Source organism: Moraxella marmotae, from assembly GCF_042219885.1.
GTDB classification, from domain to species: domain Bacteria; phylum Pseudomonadota; class Gammaproteobacteria; order Pseudomonadales; family Moraxellaceae; genus Moraxella; species Moraxella marmotae.
In genome coordinates this window covers 347,733-366,781 of the sequence record NZ_JBHJHR010000002.1, presented here as the reverse complement: position 1 = coordinate 366,781, position 19,049 = coordinate 347,733, and the positions used below count along the sequence as shown (strand labels likewise).

General features: G+C 46.9%; 17 protein-coding genes. 10 read left to right on the top strand and 7 right to left on the bottom strand.

Going from position 1 to position 19,049, the window contains the following annotated elements; genetic code table 11:
• The first annotated feature begins 132 nt into the window (after positions 1-132).
• Positions 133-810: a CHAP domain-containing protein gene (locus ACFBZI_RS01885; protein WP_375714774.1), complete on the top strand. Its 678-nt coding sequence runs from the start codon at positions 133-135 to the stop codon at positions 808-810.
• A gap of 211 nt (positions 811-1,021) precedes the next feature.
• On the opposite strand, the gene ACFBZI_RS01880 is transcribed toward ACFBZI_RS01885, so the two are convergent.
• Together ACFBZI_RS01880 and ACFBZI_RS01875 are read right to left on the bottom strand one after the other, a co-directional pair.
• Positions 1,022-1,702 (bottom strand): DOMON domain-containing protein, encoded by a 681-nt coding sequence (locus ACFBZI_RS01880; RefSeq protein WP_375714773.1) that lies wholly within the window; start codon positions 1,700-1,702, stop codon positions 1,022-1,024.
• Positions 1,703-1,725: 23 nt separating this feature from the next.
• Positions 1,726-2,043 (bottom strand): YhbY family RNA-binding protein, encoded by a 318-nt coding sequence (locus ACFBZI_RS01875; RefSeq protein ID WP_375714772.1) that lies wholly within the window; start codon positions 2,041-2,043, stop codon positions 1,726-1,728.
• A 138-nt stretch (positions 2,044-2,181) separates the two neighbouring features.
• Here ACFBZI_RS01875 and ACFBZI_RS01870 point away from each other — a divergent pair, with 138 nt between their 5' ends.
• The 4 genes from ACFBZI_RS01870 (at position 2,182) to ACFBZI_RS01855 (ending at position 7,123) form a co-directional block, all read left to right on the top strand.
• A complete protein-coding gene (locus tag ACFBZI_RS01870) occupies positions 2,182-2,814 on the top strand; it encodes an RlmE family RNA methyltransferase (RefSeq protein ID WP_375714771.1) in 633 nt (210 codons plus the stop codon).
• Positions 2,815-2,926: 112 nt separating this feature from the next.
• Entirely contained in the window at positions 2,927-4,834 is a 1,908-nt protein-coding gene (gene ftsH / locus ACFBZI_RS01865) for an ATP-dependent zinc metalloprotease FtsH (RefSeq protein WP_375714770.1), read from the top strand.
• Positions 4,835-5,158: 324 nt separating this feature from the next.
• A complete protein-coding gene (locus ACFBZI_RS01860) occupies positions 5,159-6,349 on the top strand; it encodes a YbfB/YjiJ family MFS transporter (RefSeq protein ID WP_375714769.1) in 1,191 nt (396 codons plus the stop codon).
• 57 nt (positions 6,350-6,406) lie between these two features.
• Complete coding sequence (locus tag ACFBZI_RS01855; protein ID WP_375716287.1) at positions 6,407-7,123, top strand: 16S rRNA (uracil(1498)-N(3))-methyltransferase; 717 nt, start codon at positions 6,407-6,409, stop codon at positions 7,121-7,123.
• Between the two features lie 234 nt (positions 7,124-7,357).
• Here the strand turns inward: ACFBZI_RS01855 and ACFBZI_RS01850 are convergent, their stop codons facing one another.
• From ACFBZI_RS01850 to ACFBZI_RS01830, 5 genes are all read right to left on the bottom strand, one after another.
• Entirely contained in the window at positions 7,358-8,251 is an 894-nt protein-coding gene (locus tag ACFBZI_RS01850; RefSeq protein WP_375714768.1) for a DMT family transporter, read from the bottom strand.
• 155 nt (positions 8,252-8,406) lie between these two features.
• Complete coding sequence (locus tag ACFBZI_RS01845; protein WP_375714767.1) at positions 8,407-9,585, bottom strand: GDSL-type esterase/lipase family protein; 1,179 nt, start codon at positions 9,583-9,585, stop codon at positions 8,407-8,409.
• 63 nt (positions 9,586-9,648) lie between these two features.
• A complete protein-coding gene (locus tag ACFBZI_RS01840; protein ID WP_375714766.1) occupies positions 9,649-10,749 on the bottom strand; it encodes an SGNH/GDSL hydrolase family protein in 1,101 nt (366 codons plus the stop codon).
• Positions 10,736-12,232, bottom strand: a complete 1,497-nt coding sequence (locus ACFBZI_RS01835; protein ID WP_375714765.1) for an MBOAT family O-acyltransferase — start codon at positions 12,230-12,232, stop codon at positions 10,736-10,738. Before ACFBZI_RS01835 ends, ACFBZI_RS01840 begins: the two co-directional genes overlap by 14 nt.
• A gap of 136 nt (positions 12,233-12,368) precedes the next feature.
• On the bottom strand, positions 12,369-13,166 hold the full coding sequence (locus ACFBZI_RS01830) for a methyltransferase domain-containing protein (RefSeq protein WP_375714764.1): 798 nt from the start codon (positions 13,164-13,166) through the stop codon (positions 12,369-12,371).
• Between the two features lie 156 nt (positions 13,167-13,322).
• Here ACFBZI_RS01830 and ACFBZI_RS01825 point away from each other — a divergent pair, with 156 nt between their 5' ends.
• The 5 genes from ACFBZI_RS01825 to ACFBZI_RS01805 all read left to right on the top strand — a co-directional run bounded on the left by ACFBZI_RS01825 (position 13,323) and on the right by ACFBZI_RS01805 (position 18,930).
• Complete coding sequence (locus ACFBZI_RS01825; protein WP_375714763.1) at positions 13,323-14,381, top strand: hypothetical protein; 1,059 nt, start codon at positions 13,323-13,325, stop codon at positions 14,379-14,381.
• A gap of 297 nt (positions 14,382-14,678) precedes the next feature.
• Positions 14,679-15,731, top strand: a complete 1,053-nt coding sequence (locus ACFBZI_RS01820) for an ABC transporter substrate-binding protein (protein WP_375714762.1) — start codon at positions 14,679-14,681, stop codon at positions 15,729-15,731.
• Positions 15,732-15,977: 246 nt separating this feature from the next.
• Complete coding sequence (locus ACFBZI_RS01815; RefSeq protein ID WP_375714761.1) at positions 15,978-16,985, top strand: ABC transporter substrate-binding protein; 1,008 nt, start codon at positions 15,978-15,980, stop codon at positions 16,983-16,985.
• Positions 16,986-17,252: 267 nt separating this feature from the next.
• On the top strand, positions 17,253-18,125 hold the full coding sequence (locus ACFBZI_RS01810) for an ABC transporter permease (protein ID WP_375714760.1): 873 nt from the start codon (positions 17,253-17,255) through the stop codon (positions 18,123-18,125).
• Between the two features lie 10 nt (positions 18,126-18,135).
• Positions 18,136-18,930 carry an ABC transporter ATP-binding protein gene (locus ACFBZI_RS01805; RefSeq protein WP_375714759.1) on the top strand — a complete coding sequence of 265 codons (795 nt, stop codon included), beginning with the start codon at positions 18,136-18,138 and terminating at the stop codon, positions 18,928-18,930.
• The last annotated feature ends 119 nt before the right edge of the window (positions 18,931-19,049 follow it).

Sequence of the window (19,049 nt, the reverse complement as noted above, 5' to 3'; positions counted from 1 at the left end):
CAAGCTTTAATCAAAACCAACTTATAAACACGAATAAAGTGACGCAAAGGGGCGAGACTTGGGTGAATGAGCATCTAAGTCAGATTCATGTGAGATAAGCCAATGCAAGCTTTAGCCGTGTGAGGAAACTAAATGAAACGAGTATTTTGGCTGTTGTCAGCCGTAGGACTGACATTTGCACAATCGAGTGCAGCACAAAGTGCGTATTCAAATAGCTCTACCCAAATCAGTTATACCGCCAGTGTTCCAGATGATATTGACAGTGTCATTAATGGCTTGATTGCAAACAGTCAAAATGCAGCAACCAGAACCTATCATCAGTCCGCCAGTGGTACAACCGTTCAAAACTTTAGTGCTAACTTTCAACCTTCATTCTCTGGTACCGAACGCCTAACCAGCAACAGTGCACCAAGTGTGGCAGCCGCTGCTGCATCACGAGCCGCCTTAGGCCGTAGCATTGGTCGCTGTGCGATGTATGTCCGCAAAGCATTGCAAGCAGCAGGCTATGAATTCATACCGCAAGCATCGGCTTATATGTATGCCAATGGCACGCTTGCCAGTGCTGGGTTTGTCAAAATCAGCAATGATAACTATGTGCCACAAGTGGGCGATATTGCGGTATTTAACCGCTCATCAAAAAACCCGCACGGCCATATCCAAATCTATAACGGCACGCAGTGGGTATCAGATTTTCGTCAGCCGAAATTTAGCCCATACACGCAGCATAACGGTTATAGCGTATGGCGTGATGCACGCTACAATGATGCTTCGGCAAACACTGGTATCATGTTTGCGATGAACGAGCAATAAGCTTAGCATCAACATTGACACCCAAGCCAGACAGTTGTCTGGCTTATTTTTTTGTTTTTTATACTGTATTTTGACAAATTGATAAGTTGGCAGGTTGGGTTGAGTTGGTTTGGTAAGTCAAATTGGCAAAGCAGTAACAATCAGCATTTTGACACAGCAGATGGGCAGGCAGGATAATTGGGTCAAACAGCTTAGCCAAATGCCAAATAATTTAGCCAAGCCAATACTGGCGACAGTGAAAATCTGGCGGTGTGGCATGACGGCTGGCATAATAAATTGGCACGGATACGCCAGCTACCAAAGGATATAAAATTGCCGTCAAATTAACATCAAGCATGGACAAATCCAGCGGCTGATGGTGATGGGCGATGGCAAATCGGCACACATAACCATCGGAAAACGACTCATGACCATCAAAAATCAGCCGATGGTCATCATCGGCGACAGGCGGCAGCTGCTTGGGTGTGCGATAATCGTCAAAGCGATAAATGTTGTAGCGGCCATCGGTGGCGGCATTGACTTCAAAATAACCCTTTGCTTGCTTTGGACCAAAAAAACACTCAAAACAATCCGACTCCCACAAAAAATCTGCACGCACCGCATTGCTGGACTTATCATCACAGGATTTGGCTTGGCTGGGCAGCTGCTTGGGTATATTGGCAAAAATTTGCTCAGTGTGCGGTGTTTTTTGGATAAAAAAAGCAAGGTGTAATTTGCCGTTTAAATTGCCGATACTGGCAGTAATGGCAGGCGTGGGCAAATCAAGATGAGCAGCATCACCATCTGTGATGGGGGTCAGCTGATGCAGATAAAAATCATCAGGCAAAAATCGCATTTTTTCACGATGCATTGCCTGATTTAGTGTGTCAATTGGCGGATTTGTTGTCTGCATTAAGGGTTTTGGCGTATCAAATATCAAAAACCAAAGCGGCTAAGGTTGGATAGCTTGGCGTTCGGTTCAGGATTGGCACGCAGTAGCAGCACCATGCGACCGATGTGATGAATGACTTCTGATTCGGTGGCAGTAGCGATGGCGTCGGCACATTCTTTGCGTTCGTCAGCAGAGCCAGCTGGGATTTTGATTTTGATTAATTCGTGGTCGTGCAATGCACGAGCGACTTCTTCGATGACGGTTGGCGTGATGCCGTTACCGCCGACGATGACCACAGGGTTTAGTCGGTGGCCGATGCCACGAAGGGCTTTGATGTCTTGTAGTTTTGCTTTTTTGCTCATGAAAGTTCCAAAATCGCCAAAAGTTAGATGGCAGAGAGAAATATTTACGCTATTATAGCAGAATTTCACCAAATTTGTTGCTAATAATGGTAAACTAATCCATTTGACGATGATTGATAAATAGGTATTAACACGCCCATGGCAACCCGAATTAAAAACAAAAAATTCTCAAAATCCAGCCGTGCTTGGATGAAAGAGCATATTGATGATTTTTATGTACAAAAAGCCCAAAAAGAAGGCTATCGAGCTCGTGCTGCTTATAAGCTGATTGAGATTAACGAAAAAACGGGACTGATAAAAAAAGGCATGACGGTGGTGGATTTGGGTTCGGCACCGGGCAGTTGGTCACAAGTGGCAGGTCAGCTGGTGGGTGTGGGCGGCACTTTGATTGCGTCAGATATTTTGCCGATGGATACGCTTGAAAATGTTACTTTTATCCAAGGCGATTTTCGTGAAGAAGCGGTATTTAATCAAATCATGGACGAAGTTGGCGGCCGCACGGTCGATGTCGTGCTGTCAGATATGGCACCGAACACTTCTGGCATGTCGGCGGTGGATCAGCCACGCATGATGTATCTGTGCGAATTGGCGGTTGATTTTGCCCTAAAAGTGCTGCCAGAAGGCGGTGCTTTGATTATGAAAGTGTTTCAGGGTGAAGGCTCACAAGAGCTTAGAGCCGAAATGCAAAAACAGTTTAGCAAAATTAAAAGCATCAAGCCAGCCGCATCACGCCCACGCTCAAAAGAGATGTTTTGGGTGGCGATTAAATAAAATCAAATCAATCACGGCGTTGACTTGAAATAAAAAAATTAAGCAACATATAAAGCAAATACACAAGCGTTGGGCAGCTGCCCAATATCCCTAAGCTAAGGATGAGAAAAGTTTGAGCGACATGGTAAAAAATACCTTATTGTGGCTGGTGATTATCGGTATCGTGGTTGCGATTTTTAGCAATCTTGATGTCGGCAAAGCCGATGCTGATTCGATGAATTATTCGGCATTTGTGACGGCAGTTTCACAAGGCGAAATCAAAGATGTAACCATCAGTGGTGAGCAAATCACAGGTACCAAAGTCAATGGCACCAAATTTGACACCGTTCGCCCTGAGATTACCGATAATGAGCTGATGCCGTTATTGCGTGAGCATAAGGTTGATGTACAAGGCACATTGCCAGAGCGTCAAGGCGTGGGCATGCAGCTATTGATGGCGGCGTTTCCAATTCTGTTGATTGTCGGCTTGTTTTGGCTAATCATGCGTGGCATGAGCGGCGGTGGTGCTGGCGGTGGCATGGGCGGGCGCAATCCGATGAGTTTTGGCAAATCAAAAGCCAAAATGCTCAGTGAAGATCAGGTTAAGGTAACTTTTGCTGATGTCGCTGGTGTCGAAGAGTCCAAGCAAGAAGTTGCTGAAATTGTCGATTTTTTGAAAGATCCAAGCAAATTCACCAAGCTGGGTGCGACCATTCCCCGTGGCGTGCTGATGGTTGGGCCACCGGGTACGGGCAAAACTTTGCTCGCCAAGGCCATCGCTGGTGAAGCCAAAGTACCATTTTTTAGCATTTCTGGCTCGGATTTTGTTGAGATGTTTGTTGGTGTTGGTGCCAGCCGTGTGCGTGATATGTTTGAACAAGCCAAAAAGAACGCACCATGCATCATCTTTATTGACGAAATCGATGCCGTGGGTCGCCATCGTGGCAGTGGCATGGGCGGCGGTCATGATGAGCGTGAGCAGACGCTCAACCAGCTTTTGGTGGAGATGGACGGCTTTGAAGGCAATGACGGCGTGATCGTGATTGCAGCGACCAACCGTGTCGATGTGTTGGATAAGGCGTTGCTGCGTCCGGGACGCTTTGACCGCCAAGTGAGTGTTGGCTTGCCAGATATTAAGGGTCGTGAGCAGATTTTGAATGTGCATTTGAAAAAATTGCCAGCGACCATCGGTGTTGATGTCAATGCCTTGGCACGAGGCACGCCGGGCTTTAGTGGGGCGCAACTTGCCAATTTGGTGAATGAGGCGGCATTGTTCGCTGCTCGCCGTGATAAGGCCAGCGTGGACATGAACGACTTTGAGGACGCCAAAGACAAGCTGTACATGGGTCCTGAACGCAAATCTATGGTGCTACAAGAATCAGAACGCCGTGCTACCGCTTATCACGAGGCAGGCCATGCTTTGGTGGCAGAGCTTTTGCCGGGGACTGACCCTGTGCATAAAGTTACCATCATGCCACGAGGCTGGGCGTTAGGCGTAACTTGGCAGCTGCCAGAACAAGATGCGGTGAGTAATTATAAAGACAAAATGCTCAACGAAATCGCCATCTTATTTGGCGGACGCATCGCCGAAGAGATCTTTGTGGATCGCAAATCCACAGGGGCGTCCAATGACTTTGAGCGTGCAACCAAAATGGCACGAGCCATGGTTACTCGCTATGGCATGTCCGATGCGATGGGCGTGATGGTCTATGAGGCCGAAGAGCATGGCGGCTACTTTGGTGGTAGCACACGCACCATTTCTGAGGCGACCCAACAAAAAGTCGATGACGAAATCCGCAGTATCCTAGAAGCTCAGTACGATGTGGCGTATAAGCTGATTGATGATAATCATGACAAAATGCACGCCATGGTTGAGGCACTGATGAAGTGGGAAACTATTGATCGTGAGCAGCTGCTACAAATCATGGCAGGCGAATCACCACGAGAGCCAAAGGAATATCAACACGAAGTACCAGTGGCAGTGCAGCCAGCGGACAATCATGCCGATGATGACGCATTGCCGCCGCCATTGCCAGCTTGATTGGTGATGTGTGATTAATTAAACTGTTAATCAAAACTTATAAAATAGCCGATAGTCATTTATCGGCTATTTTTTTTGGGCGAATTTAGCAAATGATAAATCGCAAAGTTAAAATTAAGCAATGCAAATCAAACAATTTAGATCAAAGATTGGCAAACCAATTTTTAAAATTTTCAACACATCAATATATCCAAAAATAATAATGATGATTTAAAGGTCGCATGGCGGGCAAATCACTGATAAAATGGCTAAAATACTTATTTTTATTCTTAAATTGTATCATATAAATTAATAGCATCTTTAAAATTATAAAGGAATTTGATTATGGCAAATTTAACAATTTTCAAGCAAGCGGACAGGTGGACGCTGTGGCGAAATTTAATCGCTGTGATGATGGCACTGGCGGCGGTGCATATTTTTGGGCGGTTTATTTATACGCCATTATTGCCTTATTTTATCGCCGATGGGTTGTACACGCTTGAGCAAGGGGCGGATTTGGCGAGCATGAATTACTTGGGCTATTTGCTCGGTGCGTTGTTGGCGGTGGCGTGTGCGTCGCCCAGATGGATTAAACCTGCTTTATTAATCAGTTTATTAATTAATGTTGCATCGACAGCGTGGCAGTGTTTGCCAGTATCTTTTGATGTAATGATGGCACTTCGGTTGGTCAATGGCATCACCAATGGCGTGGTGTTTGTGCTGGCACCTGCATTGATGCTTGAGTGGCTGCACGAACAGGGCTATGCATATTTGAGCGGCTATATGTATCTGGGTGTGTCAGCGGGCTTGGTTGCCAGTGGGTTTGTGGCGGCGTGGTCGTCAGCGTATTTTGTGGGCAGTCATCGCTGGTTGCCAGCGTTGGCTTTTGCGTTAGTGTTTGGTGCAGTGGCGTTTTATCAGCTGTATCGCTTGCAGGTCAATTTTGCGGTGATGCCAGACCAAGCAAAATCGCCCAAACCTGCCCAGCCTTTATTTGATAAGCGGAGCAGTTTGTTATTTTTGGCGTATTTGGGCGGTGGTCTGGGCTATATTTTGCCGATGACATTTTTGCCGACTTTGGCACATTTGATTCATAAAAATCATTGGCTCAATCCGCACATTTGGACGATGGTGGCGGTGTCTTGTCTGCTGTTTACGCCAGTGTGGAATCGGCTTGGTAGTCGCATTGGTGATAAGATGGCGATTGTCGCCAGTTATGTGATACAAGGCGTGGGTGTGGGGGCGTTATTGCTGTTGCCAAATGTGATGGGTGTGGTGCTGTGTGCTTTGGGGGTTGGTGCAGGGTTTTTGGGTTCGGTGATGTGTACGCAGCGATACGCTCGTCATTTGCAGCCTGCTCAAGGCATCAAATTGTCAGCAGTGCTGATTGCCATTTATGCAGGGGCGCAGCTGCTGGCACCGCTACTTGCCAAATGGTGGATTGCTCAAGGGGCGGATTTGTTGGCGACTTTTGCCATCGGCTTTTGGGCGTTTGTGTGGAGTGTGCTGTGTATGCTGTGTATCAAAGACACTTGATAAATTGCCACTCAAGATGTACCATGATTGCTTTATGTGATGCCAATTTACCAAACCATGAATGTGATTTTATTGGATACGGACAATTTACTTATCAATCAACAAGCTGTGATTACCAACCCCAAGACCATTACCCATATCTGCTCGGTGCTAGGGGCAGGCGTGGGCGATGAGCTAAAAGTGGGGCAGCTGGGCGGTTGGCTTGGCAGGGCGATTATCAGTGCCATTGATGACAATCAAGTGCAATTGTCCAAAGTTTGCCTAGATACACCACCACCGCCAAAGCTGGATTTGACGGTGGTTTTGGCATTGCCACGCCCCAAGGTGCTAAGACGGCTGATGATGGACATGACGGCGATGGGCGTGCGGCACATTGTGCTGGTGAATAGTTTTCGTACCGATAAGTCGTATTGGTCATCACCGCTACTTAATCGCAGCCGTGAGTATCTGATTGAAGGCCTAGAGCAGGGCGTGGATACCCAATTGCCGCAGCTGACTTTTGCCAAGCGGTTCAAGCCCTTTGTACAAGACGAGCTGCCTACCTTGATTGGCGGTGGGCGTGCGGTGGTGGCACACCCATATGCGTCGCACAGCTTTGCTGATTTGACCACCGATGGCTTGCCAACGGTGCTTGTCGTCGGTGCTGAAGGGGGCTTTATCCCTTATGAGATTGAGCTTTTGGGCAGTGTTGGCGTACAGGCGGCAAGTCTTGGCAGTCGCATTTTACGCACCGAGTCGGCGGTGAATGCTTTGCTTGGCAGATGGCTGGCTTGATAATTGATAATTTGGGGTGTAATTGGGGCTAAATGCCAAAAGTCAATTAAAATTAAACTCAAGACAAAACTGGGTAAAATTGGCATTTGGGCAATTTAAGGCAATTGAACCACTCACTTCTTAGATAATTTAACCAATCATTTTTATTAAAATTAACCAATTAAGCAAGCAAAAGTTGGATTTGATAACGGATAATTATTGTAAAAATTGCCCATTTTGCCAAAAACATCACCATCAGCGGCGAATGAGAGCATTTGCCAAAGTTGCACCGATAATCAGTACTGTGCCAATCAGCTGAACCATTGACAAGGGCTGATGCAACAAAAACACCGCCAAAACAATCGCCGTCAAAGGTTCGATGATGGTAAAGACCGATGCGGTGGTGGCGGGCAATTTTTGTAATGCACTCATATATAAGAAAAAGGGTATGATCGTGCCAACCAAACTTAGCCCAACAGCAAAAAACACCGCCGAGACGGGCAGCGTCCAGAGTGTGGCATAAGTCTGATAAGTCTGCGGACTGAATAATAAAGCAATGGCACTAAAAATCACCGAACTAAAAAACACCATGTGTGTTGATTGTGCAGACGACATGGCTTTTTTGCCCAAAATGCCATACAGCGAATAACACAGCCCTGACAACAAGCCAACCACCACACCAGCATTGAACTGAAAAGTATCACCAGCCATCAAGCACGCCACACCAAGCACAGCGATGACGGCAAGCAGGGCGGATTTGCCTGAGATTTTTTCGCCCAAGATAAGCCGTGCCAAGATTAGGCTAAACACAGGGGCGGTATAAAGCAGTGCCACTGCCATGCTCACACCCACACGATTGACCGCATAAAAATAGCACAAAGTCATGCCCAGCACGCCGATGAGCGATTGGACAATCAAGCCAAGCCATGCTTTGGCACTGATATTGGCAAAAGTCGGCAACAGTTTGGGCAACAAAGCCAGTATCAGCACGCCAGCACTGACGATACGCAAGATGGCGATGCCAAAACTGTCAAAGCCAAATTCATGAAGTCGTGTGGCGATAATACCAAGCGTCCCCCAGCAGATGCTTGCCAAGATGACTTGCAGCGAACCGATAAGGGCGAGATGGCGTGGGGCAATCGTACGCATAAAGATGCCAAATGTGAGTGATGGGCATCTAATATAGTAAAAAATCAAGGACTTGTCCAGCCCTTGATTTTAATTTCAATTTATTTCAATTTTAATTACAAGTCGTTGTTTGTATTGGGTGATTTATTCAGTTTACCATAACTTGACTGATTTTATCAAAATCCATAAGAGTTATTAGAAAAATTGTACAAACTGTTTGGCTGATAAGCCGTAGCAGACAAGGATTTGATGTCATCGGCCAACAGATTGCCCAGCTGCTGATAGCCACTGTGCGTAAAATGCACACCGTCCTTGCTGGCCTTGCCACGGCCAATCCAGCCAGTCATCGAGCAGCTGCCACCCATCGCCGCTTGCCAATCCCAAAACAGCGTTTTTTCGTTTTGGGCGGTTTGGCGTTGGATTTCTTGGATAGCAGACAGCTGATAAGGGCGAGTGCCACAGCCACCGCCCGTGCTTTTGAGCGACTCAGGTGCTGAGATAATCATCACCGCCGAGTTTGGCGATGCTTGGCGAATCTGTCTGATGCGTTCGGTCAGCACCGATTGCACGGTAAAGGGATCGACATTGTTGTACGCTTCGTTCGTGCCGTATGCCAAGATGACCAATTCAGGTGCGATCATGCCCAGCTCTTTTTGCCATGCAGCACTGTTCCATCGGCTTTGGTGCGACAGCTCGGCCCCATTAATCCCCAGTGCCGAGACAATCGCCCCTGATGATTGGGCTGATTTGCCCCACCAGCCGCCCAGTGCGGTATTGCTCATGTTGCCTTGGGCGGTGATGGTAAAGGGCAATTTGGCATGAAAAGTGGCCGTCTGCCAAGTGTTGTTTTTAATCGGTGCTTCAATGGTAAAACTCTGTCCATCGGCATCAACACCTGTCAGCACGCCATCGGTTGCCCCTTGTCGGATACTGACGGTCATGGTTTGGGCGACTTCGTAGTTTTTGGGCTTGATGGTCAAGGTGCTGCCTGAAAAGTTCGGCTTGGCAATCATACCGCCTAAGGTGTAATTTTCGCTGTGCGTGCGGCGGCTAGAGATGGGTGTCCATTGATAATTGTCATAGCCGTAGCGAGCCATGCGTTGTCCGCTAAAATACATTGGCATCGCCCAGCCCATACCGCCATCGCCATAGCTGGCTTGCAGGTTTTGGCGTAAGGCGTCAGTCATGCTATCGCCAGCGGTGTGCGAGTCGCCCAGTTGCACGATGTGGAAGTTTTTGTTTGCTAGGGCTTGGACGAGCTTATCGGTGTTTGGCTCATTATAATTGGTCAAATAGCCAGCGTGTGCCGCCATGCTTGCCATGCACAAGGCTGATAACAAAAAGCTTTTTTTCATAAAATTATCCAAAACTTGATTCACCCAAATGGTGCGTGCCAAGCCGATGCGACATCTGGCAAATTAAGGCACGATGGTGAGTTGTTCTTGTAAGGCTTCGGCGATCAGTTTTTGCCCTTTGACGCTAAAGTGAATGCCGTCGCCACTACGCATTTTAATGGATTCGCCGTCTTTTACAAGATAGTCATTGTAAACATCGTTGCTCGTACCTAACAGCTGGCGTGAGTCAATCACCAAAGCACCGTGGCGTTTTAGCTCATCTTGCATGATGCCGTTAAGATAAATCATCTGCTCGTTGAGCTTTTGTTTTTTCATGTTTGGCGGTGTAATCCAAATCACCTTGACGCCGTGGTTTTTGGCACTGTCCAAAATCGTCGCCATGCGAGCTCTGTAACCTGCTTCCCATTCTGGCGTTTGGAATTTTAGCTGACCGCCATTGACCAAATCAGGCATATCCCAAGGATCATTTGGCCCCAAAAACACCGCCAAAATCTTGATATTGGCATTGCTTGATAGTGTCTCTTCGATGGTTTTTGGCCAGTTAAACAAGCTGGGATAAGCAAGTCCCGTGCTTTGTTTGGAAAGATTGACCGATTTGATGTTGTAGTTTTTTTGTAGGTATTGCTGCACATGCGGTGCAACCCCTTGCATCATCGAATCGCCAGCGAAAAAAATCTCATCGCCAGTACGCAAAGTGTACTGACTGGCGAGCTGTTTTTGGCGGTTTTCTTCGGCGATGGCGGCTTGCCGTGCGGCTTCTTGGGCGAACTTTTGGGCAAGTTCGGCTTTATATTCAGGCGTATAAGCCAAATATTCATTAAAAAAATCCACCACCCATTGATTGGCAGCAACCACCGAATCGGTAAAACTGCCGTGCATTTGGTACAAGGCATTGCCAATATCACCGCCTTTTTTCCAAAGAGCAGACTGCTCAAGCTTAGATAATGGGCTGTCTTTGTGGTAGGTTTGCAGATAATAAGCATTGATGGAGTTTTGCATAATCCATGTGCAAGCGATGGCAAAAGCAATCAGCACGCCCAGCAAATACGCATAAGTGCGTCCATGAAAATACGGCGTCGGTCTAGCACCCAGTTTGATGTGCTTGGGTTCAGGATAATGCGTTTTTTGGTGCTGATTGGCAGATGGTTGATTAGAAGTTTGCATAAATAAACCCCGGAATCCCTGATGGTGCAAAGATGATGACAATCATTAGACAAATAAACAAACAGCCAATCAGCACAAGTTTTGGCAGGCGTGCAGCGGCTTGTACCATGGCAGGCGTGTTGCGAGTAAATGCTGGATAAATCAGCCAAGCGATGATAAAGATACTCAGCATGTACAATGGGTTGGCACTCCAGCCGATGTTGGTGTGGTTATTTGCCAAAGCGGTAAAAATCTGCATGGCTTCTGCCCAGCTGGTGGCACGGAAAAAAACAAAGCAAAACGCTACAAAATTTACCGTCACAAAAATACCAATCGCTTTGCCCAGCGTGCTGTGGCGATACAGGGCGTTTCTGGCAGATTTGCCATCGATACCACGCAAGTTTTGGTAAAGTTTGTCGGTGCAATTTAGATAAATGATTGCCAAGCCGTGCAGCACGCCCCAGAGCAAAAAGTTTAGGCTAGAGCCATGCCAAATGCCTGACAATGCCATGGCAATCAGCAGATTTATCTGCGTGCGGACAAAGCCATGACGACTGCCGCCTAAGGGAATGTAAATATAATCACGAATCCATGTGGATAAACTGATGTGCCATCTGTCCCAAAAAGCACGGATATTGTGAGCAATCAGCGGTGCTTTAAAGTTCATCGGTAAGCGAAAACCAAGAAGCAGCCCAAACGCCACCATCATCTCGCTGTATCCTGAAAAATCCAAAAACAGCTGCAAAGTATAAGCATAAACAGCAACCAGCACTTCTAGGCTGTGGTACTGCATCGGATTGGTAAACACAGGATTGACCCAGTTGTCCGCCAACCAGCCAGCGAGCCACCATTTTTTGATTAATGCCAATAATATCAACGCCAAAGCAACGGTAGGAAATAAGATGCGGCGTGGGCTGCGGCTGACAATTTGTTCTCTCATGCCGCAAGGGTTGCCTTCGATGTCGTTTAGGCCAGATGCGACTTTGGCACGAGCGATGGGGCCAGCACTGATGGTTGCAAAAAATGACAAATATTGCAGCAGCTCAAAAAAGCCAAACTCTGGCACGGCTTTTTCGTCATAATAACGGCTGACCATGTAGCTGATGGCTTGGAAGGAATAATACGAAATGCCCAGTGGAAAGATGATGTTTGCCATCAATCCAGAGCTGTCTAACTGCATCAAATCAAGGCTGGCTTTGATGGTTTCACGGAAAAAATCGTAATATTTGAACACGCTAAGCTGAATCAGCGTGATGGTGATGCCTAAGATGAGCAGCTTTTTCTTGTTTGGGCTTTGACCCATTGCCTTGGTGATAAAAAACACAAACACCGTATAAACAAACAAAATCGCTGTCGCTACCGCTCCTGCCATCAGATAGATAATCAAATAACTTAGGGCAACCAGCAGCAGATTTTGGAATTTTGGTGCGTGGCGAAACAACCAATATATCGCCAAAAATGCCACAAACATGAATGCAAATTCAATGGATAAAAATGAAAACATAAATCAATCTTATTAAGCAGTGAAACCGTGGGCTATTTTATCACATTGTCAAGCTATTATTAATAACCAAATGCCCAAATATGATCGATTTTTACCAATTTTTGTCAATCCAGAGTGATTGATGGCAAAGTTGTCTTTATTTTTGGCAAAGGATATGTAAATAACGACCCATCGCACAAAAAGGCGCTTGGCGGGCGTATTTCAGCTCCATCGCCACGACATCATCAGGGTGGTTAAGACCGCCACGCTTTAGCGGTGCATAATCAGAAAACACCCGAATCCCAGAACGGATCAGCACTTGATAATCGTGTGCAGCAAGCCACGATTCGACCACTTCAGGGGCGACAGGGTGGTTTGGGGTGAGACTTTTGTTATCAGCAGGGCGGGGCGTGTCCAATTGATAAAAATTACCCATCACCAAATTGCGATAAATTTTACTGGCAGGATTATAAAAACATAACGAAAGCAGGCCATCATCTGCCAAAAATTCATCAAAAAACGCCATAATTTGTTGGGGCTGACCCAGCCATTCTAGCACCGCATGGCATAAGATTAAATCAAATTTTTGACCAGACAGCTGCTCTGCCAAATCCTGATAAGGACAAGTGATAAACTGCACCGTATCCGCCACGCCCAGTGTGTTGGCATGCTCTTTTGCCATCGTGAGCATATTGTCCGAGATGTCGTTAATCACCACTTGATGATGGGGGTTGGCTTGGGCAAGTGATAGGCTAATCTGTGCCAATCCAGCACCGACATCTAAGATGCGTAAGGGCTGGTTGGGTTTTTTTGTCGCCAAAACTTCGCCGATGTCGTGCGTTAAGACCGCCAAGCGAATGCGACCTTTGAGACCGCCATAGACTTTTTTGGCAAAATGCTCACTGATGGTGTCAAAATTTCTGTCTTGTATGTCGTCTGGTGGTATTGGATTCATGTTAATGCTTTGTAAAAAATTAAAAGACAAATGTGTAAAAACGCACACAAGGCGTGCGATTTGGGCGACTTATGGTATAATGGGGCATTTGCCAAGCGTGCATTATAGCATATTTGACGGCACACTTGGCTGGACTGACAGATAATGATGAGTAAAATGATGAAAAAATCTACCGTAAAATTCATGAGCATACCAGCGGCGGTGATGCTGGCGTTGGCAGGCTGCGACAAGGGCAGCCATGACGAAAGCGAGCTGGCGGTTGCCAAGCCTGTGGTGCAGCAGCTAGAATCGGTGTGTGATGATGCCAATTTAAGAGTGCAATTGGATTTTGCGGTAAAAAATCTGATTTTAAACGCCGCCATGAATCAAGCGGTGGGCTTGTCTGACGAACAAAGCCTAAGCATGCAAAGTGCCATTGGCCAGCAATTGAGCAGCTTGCGTATCGATGCCCAAAACGCCACCAATTTTGCCGACAGCTGTATGGTGGATCTGTATCTGACGCCAAGTTCACAAGATTTATCAGCGGCGGAGTTTGCCTTTGCCCAATCTGGGGTAACGCTTTTGCAGCGTGCCAGCCAAGATCAAGTTGAGCTAAACAATGGCACGGTTGTCGCCAAGCAAGTTACCTATCAAGTGGTCAATGGCGATATCGTACTTTATGACAATAATCACAACGCCGTCCGCTTGCTTGCTGATATTTTGATGGCATCGGCAGCAGGTATGCAGGGTGATTTGCCAGAGCAAGACGCAGGCGTCAGCCGTCCGCAGGTGGTGGAGCGTCAGCCAGAGCTTACCGCCAGCGAACGCATTGTGCGTGATGATGAAGCATTGCCACGCACCGAACGCCCACAAAGCACCAATACCACGGTCAAAACCACCGTTGTGCGTCCACGCCCTGAGACTGGCGAGACTCGCTCTCAAGATAAGCAAGACAAGCAGGATAAACAAGACAAAACTGCCCAAACCAAAACCGCTCAACCCAAAAACACCCAAGACACTGCCACGCCAAGCACATCAGTTGCCGAGCGTCCAGTGCGTGAAAAACCACAAGCAGCCAATCCGTCTGTACGCCAAAACCCCAAACCAACCAAGTCCAGTGAACCTGCCGCAGAGCCAACACCGCACGCCAAGCCTGCCGAACACAGCGAGCCTGCTACCACACCAAGCACCAGCGATACCAGTATTAGTATTGTGGAGTCTAACGAAACTTATTGATTGGATTGGATTAACAAATGGCACGCCAATGAATTAGGTTTAATCTGATAAAATTAATCAATAAACAACCAGCCCAAATCAAGCAAAAACGCTTGGTTTGGGTTTTGTTTTTGGTGTGATTTTGAATAGATTTGAATAGATAAGAGCCTTGGGCATGCTGGGTGAGTAAAGGATTGGCGATATTGACAAATGGCGACTTTTAAAGCGGTATTCATTGGGTGGATTTTGTGTTACAATCAAGTTGCACAGATTTTTAACAATTTTGATGATAAATCAAACCCAATTTGGAGAATGATGATGAACTTGGCTCGTAATAAATTTGCATTGGTCATGCCAGCGATGTTGGCAATGATGGCGGTCGGCTGCAGTCAGCCTGCCCAAAACACCACCAGTGAACAAAACAGCGGTGAAACGGCAACAAAACCTGCCAAAACCATTGCCATTTCTGCCATCGTTGAGCATCCGTCATTGGACGATATCCGCCTGGGTGTGGTCGATGGCTTGGCATCTTTGGGCTATAAGCAAGGCGAGAATTTGACGGTAAATTTCCAATCTGCCCAAGGCAGTATGGCAACCGCCGCCCAAATCGCCAAGCAGTTTACCGCCGACAATCCTGATGCCATCGTTGCCATCACCACGCCAACGGCTCAAAGTCTGGCAGCGGCAACCGAGACCATCAGTATTCCGCTGATTTATACGGCGGTATCTGACCCTGTGGCAGCCAAATTAATCGACCAAAACAACAAAGGCACGCAAAGCAATATCACAGGCTTATCCAGCCAGTTGCCGCTTGAGCCACAGATTGAGCTATTTACCAAAATCAAGCCTGACGCCAAGCGTATCGGCTTTGTTTATAGTCCCGGTGAAGCCAACTCAGTGGCAATCAAAAACCAGCTGACCGAGCTTTTGCCAAAATATGGCATGACTTTGGTCGATGTGCCTGCCAACCGCTCAAGCGATGTGGCAGATGCGACACGCTCACTGGCAGGCAAGGCGGATTTGCTTTATACATCATTGGATAATGGCGTGGCATCAGCGATGGAAGCGATGGTACAAGCCGCCAATGAGCTAAAAATCCCTGTGATTACTTCTGATGAATTTTCGGTGCGTCGTGGGGCAACCGCTGCTTTGGGCGTGAATGATTATGACTTTGGTCTGGCCACTGCCAAGCTGGTCGCTCAAGCACTGGACGGCACACCGCCAAGCCAAATCACGCCAGAAGTGATGAATACTTTGACTTTATTTGTCAGCCCAAAACACGCCGCCGAGCAAGGCGTTACGGTGGATTTGGCGACACTTGGCACAGCGATTAATGTCGATACCGTGCCAGCACGCCAAGCACAAAAGTAATAAAACTGCCCATTCGCCATCAAGAGACCACATCAGGTGCTTGATGGCAGCGATACCAAATGCTAAATGCCAAATCTTAAATGATGGTTAATAGCAGTTTGATTATTTGTGAAAAATTTGTTAAATTTGCTAAATCTATCGAATTGGTTGAATTTGCCAAATGCATTCAATTGGCTAAATTGGCGAAAGTTTGGCAAATTTTACTCAGTTTTTGATTAATTTTGATAAACGATGAATGGAAAATTTATGAAAACCAATTTCCTAAAAAATACCCTTTGGGCAAGCCTAACTGCCTTGGCATTGACCGCTTGCGGTGGTGATAAGCCTGCCGACACAGCCGCCGCTGACAGCAATATGGCAGACGCCAAAACCGTTGCTATTACTGCCATTGTCGAACACCCTGCTTTGGACGCTGCTCGCACTGGTGCTTTGGAGCAGTTGGCTGCCGAAGGCTTTAAAGAAGGCGAGAATTTGACGGTAAATTTCCAATCCGCTCAAGGCAATATGGCAACAGCAGGACAAATCGCCAAGCAATTCGTCTCTGACAACCCTGATGTCATCTACGCCATCGCCACGCCATCGGCACAAGCAATCGCAGCAGCAACCAGCGACTTGCCGATTGTTTTTTCGGCGGTAACTGACCCAGTTGAAGCCAAATTGGTCACAAGCCTAGAAAAACCAAATGGCAATATCACGGGTGCGTCTGATGTGCTGCCGTATGAGCCACAAATTGAGCTGATTCGTGAATTGGTACCCAATGTCAAAAATGTCGGCTATGTGTACAGCCCCGGTGAAGTCAATTCAACCATCGTGCTAAAAAATCTTAAAGAAAAATTAGCACCGCTTGGCATCAATGTCATCGAAGCACCAGCCCAAAAATCCAGCGACATTACCCAAGCGGCAAACAGCTTGGTGGGTAAAGTCGATGTGTTTTATACTTCAACCGATAACATGGTGGTCAATGCCTACGAAGCGATTTATCAAGTCGCTGTCAATGCCAAGATTCCGCTGATTGCATCAAACACTGAAGCGGTGGAGCGTGGTGCGGTTGCAGCTTTGGGTGTGAACTACACCGACCTTGGTAAACAAAGCGGTAAAATTATCGCTCGCATTCTAAAAGGCGAAAAACCTGCCAACATTCCTGTGTATGTCTCAAAAAATCTGGATTTGCATGTCAGTCCAAAACACGCCGCCGAGCAGGGCATCGAGTTGCCACAATCGGTGCTTGACCGTGCTGCCAAGATTGTTGAGTAAGCAAGATTTTAAAACCAGATTGCTGAAGATTTTAGCGTATTGAGCGGTCAGATTTATCGTATATTCGGTGAATGTTGGTCAATATTTTGATAAAGTTTTGATAAATCTTTATCAAAATCACCGCTCAAACTGCAATCATGCCCCAAACCCAAGCCAAACAATTGAAAAAATTGCCAAAGCTTGGGTTTGTTTTATCGATTTTATGCCTATTTGCGTGCAGATTTTGGTATAATAGACATTTTGAACTTTTTATGGCGAGTATGGTCCATGAATTTTATTGCTTTATTTGGTGCATTAGAAAGCGGTCTGATTTATGCGTTGATGGCATTGGGCGTGCTGATTTCGTTTCGCATTTTGGATTTTCCAGATTTGACAGCAGATGGCAGTTTCCCATTGGGCGGTGCGGTCGCTGGCGTGGCGATTATTGCAGGCATTAATCCATGGTTGGCGTGCGTATTGGGCATGGCAGCAGGCATGGCAGCAGGCATGATGACCGCTTGGCTGCATGTCAAATTGGGCATTTTGCATCTACTGGCAGGTATTTTGATGATGACTGCATTATGGTCAATCAATCTGCACATCATGAATGGGCCAAATTTGCCGCTGCTTGGGCAGCCGACGGTATTCACGCCATTTGCTGGATTGGGTCAGGCACTTTGGGTAAAAGTCGCCGTACTTTTTGGCATTGTTTTGTTGATAAAACTGGCATTGGACTGGTTTTTTAGTACCGAGACAGGGCTTGCCATGCGTGCCACAGGCTCTAATTTGCGAATGGCTCAAGCCCAAGGCATCAACACCCCTTGGATTGTTATCTTAGGCATGGCAATCTCCAACGGCTTGATTGCACTGTCTGGAGCGTTGTTTGTGCAGACGCAAGGTTTTGCCGATGTCTCGATGGGTATCGGTACGATTGTTATCGGTCTTGCGGCGGTGATTATTGGTGAAGCGGTGCTGTCTGCCAAGCGGATTTTTTTGATGACTTTGGCGGTGGTGATTGGGGCGATTTTGTACCGCTCAATTATCCAAATCGCCCTTGCCAGCGGTTTTAAATCGCAAGATTTGAACTTGGTAACGACCTTGTTGGTGGTGATTGTGCTTGCCTTGCCACAAATCAAAGCCAAATTATCCAAAAAAGCATAAGGGGTAAATTATGTTACAAGCAACCGATTTGCGTTTGACATTCAATCGTGGCACCCCAATTGAAAACCCAGCACTGCGTGGCTTATCGCTGTCGATCGCTGATGGCGAATTTGTGACAGTCATCGGTACTAATGGTGCAGGCAAATCAACCTTTTTAAACGCCGTCAGTGGTGCGGTGCGTGTCGATAGTGGTAGCATCAAAATCAACGGCCAAGATGTAACACGCTTTGATACGCATAAGCGAGCCAAGCAAGTGGCACGAGTTTTCCAAGATCCGATGGCTGGCACTTGTGAAGCCTTGACCATCGAAGAAAACATGGCACTGGCGTATAAGCGTGGCGGCGTGCGTGGTTTGGTAGGGGCATTAAATCACAAAAACCGTGAGCTGTTTCGTGAAAAACTATCCATTCTCAAGCTGGGGTTAGAAAACCGCCTAACCGACCGCATGGGGCTGCTCTCTGGCGGTCAGCGTCAGGCGGTGAGTCTTTTGATGGCAAGCCTGCAACCGTCCAAAATCCTGCTGCTTGATGAGCATACCGCTGCTTTGGACCCAAAAACTGCCGCTTTTGTTCTGGAATTGACCGACAAAATCGTCAGCGAAAATAAACTGACCACCATGATGGTAACGCACTCAATGCAGCAGGCACTGACGCACGGCACTCGTACGGTGATGCTGCACCGTGGGCAAGTGGTGCTTGATGTGGCTGGCAATGACCGCCAAGGCATGACTGTGCCAGATTTGTTGGAGATGTTTGAAAAAACTCGTGGCGAAAAAGTCGAAGACGACAGCTTGATTTTGGATTGAACTTTGATTTGATTTTATAACATTAAATTCAATCACATCGCATTCGTATCATCACAACAAAAAAATCACCCCAAGTGTAAAACTTTGGGGTGATTTTATTTTAAGGTCTAATAGTCAAT

What these genes read in the sequence shown, in the direction of transcription:
- ACFBZI_RS01820 (WP_375714762.1), top strand. Translation starts at nt 14,679, where the DNA reads ATGAACTTGGCTCGTAATAAATTTGCATTGGTCATGCCAGCGATGTTG.
- ACFBZI_RS01880 (WP_375714773.1), bottom strand. Translation starts at nt 1,702, where the DNA reads ATGCAGACAACAAATCCGCCAATTGACACACTAAATCAGGCAATGCAT.
- ACFBZI_RS01805 (WP_375714759.1), top strand. Translation starts at nt 18,136, where the DNA reads ATGTTACAAGCAACCGATTTGCGTTTGACATTCAATCGTGGCACCCCA.
- ACFBZI_RS01815 (WP_375714761.1), top strand. Translation starts at nt 15,978, where the DNA reads ATGAAAACCAATTTCCTAAAAAATACCCTTTGGGCAAGCCTAACTGCC.
- ACFBZI_RS01850 (WP_375714768.1), bottom strand. Translation starts at nt 8,251, where the DNA reads ATGCGTACGATTGCCCCACGCCATCTCGCCCTTATCGGTTCGCTGCAA.
- ACFBZI_RS01875 (WP_375714772.1), bottom strand. Translation starts at nt 2,043, where the DNA reads ATGAGCAAAAAAGCAAAACTACAAGACATCAAAGCCCTTCGTGGCATC.
- ACFBZI_RS01840 (WP_375714766.1), bottom strand. Translation starts at nt 10,749, where the DNA reads ATGCAAACTTCTAATCAACCATCTGCCAATCAGCACCAAAAAACGCAT.
- ACFBZI_RS01810 (WP_375714760.1), top strand. Translation starts at nt 17,253, where the DNA reads ATGAATTTTATTGCTTTATTTGGTGCATTAGAAAGCGGTCTGATTTAT.
- ACFBZI_RS01845 (WP_375714767.1), bottom strand. Translation starts at nt 9,585, where the DNA reads ATGAAAAAAAGCTTTTTGTTATCAGCCTTGTGCATGGCAAGCATGGCG.
- ACFBZI_RS01860 (WP_375714769.1), top strand. Translation starts at nt 5,159, where the DNA reads ATGGCAAATTTAACAATTTTCAAGCAAGCGGACAGGTGGACGCTGTGG.
- ACFBZI_RS01825 (WP_375714763.1), top strand. Translation starts at nt 13,323, where the DNA reads ATGATGAAAAAATCTACCGTAAAATTCATGAGCATACCAGCGGCGGTG.
- ACFBZI_RS01870 (WP_375714771.1), top strand. Translation starts at nt 2,182, where the DNA reads ATGGCAACCCGAATTAAAAACAAAAAATTCTCAAAATCCAGCCGTGCT.
- ACFBZI_RS01885 (WP_375714774.1), top strand. Translation starts at nt 133, where the DNA reads ATGAAACGAGTATTTTGGCTGTTGTCAGCCGTAGGACTGACATTTGCA.
- ACFBZI_RS01830 (WP_375714764.1), bottom strand. Translation starts at nt 13,166, where the DNA reads ATGAATCCAATACCACCAGACGACATACAAGACAGAAATTTTGACACC.
- ACFBZI_RS01835 (WP_375714765.1), bottom strand. Translation starts at nt 12,232, where the DNA reads ATGTTTTCATTTTTATCCATTGAATTTGCATTCATGTTTGTGGCATTT.
- ACFBZI_RS01855 (WP_375716287.1), top strand. Translation starts at nt 6,407, where the DNA reads ATGAATGTGATTTTATTGGATACGGACAATTTACTTATCAATCAACAA.